Origin of the sequence: Streptomyces sp. NRRL WC-3549 (genome assembly GCF_000721935.1) — a bacterium.
GTDB lineage: Bacteria > Actinomycetota > Actinomycetes > Streptomycetales > Streptomycetaceae > Streptomyces.
Map to the genome: position 1 here is coordinate 86,645 of NZ_KL585399.1, position 441 is coordinate 87,085.

At 78.7% G+C, this 441-nt stretch carries 1 pseudogene; it reads right to left on the bottom strand.

Annotation, left to right across the window (positions count from 1 at the left end):
* Positions 1-441: pseudogene (locus IH13_RS0115290) on the bottom strand (rRNA cytosine-C5-methyltransferase); the annotation flags it as partial.

Genomic DNA, 441 nt, shown 5'->3' on the forward strand with positions numbered 1-441 from the left:
GGCGTCCACCCACTCCGCCTCGGCGGCCGCCCCGCCGCGCCCCTTGAGCACGTCCTCGACGACCACCCGGGTCTCCGCGAGGTGCGGCGAGCAGGTCGCGTAGCCGACCACGCCGCCGACCCGGACGGCCTTCAATGCCTCGCGCAGCAGCCCGCGTTGCAGGGGGGCGAAGCCCTCCAGGTCCTTCGGCCCGCGGCGCCAGCGTGCCTCGGGGCGGCGGCGCAGCGCGCCGAGGCCGGAGCACGGTACGTCCATCAGGACCCGGTCGAAGGAGCCCGGCTGCCACGGCGGCCGGGTGCCGTCGGCGGTGATCACCTGGTACGGGCCCGGGTTGCCGGCCAGCGCGCGCTCGACGAGGCGGGCACGGTGCGGCTGCTTCTCGGCGGCGAGCAGGGTGGCGCCGCGGCCGGCGGCGAGCGCGGCCAGCAGGGCCGCCTTGCC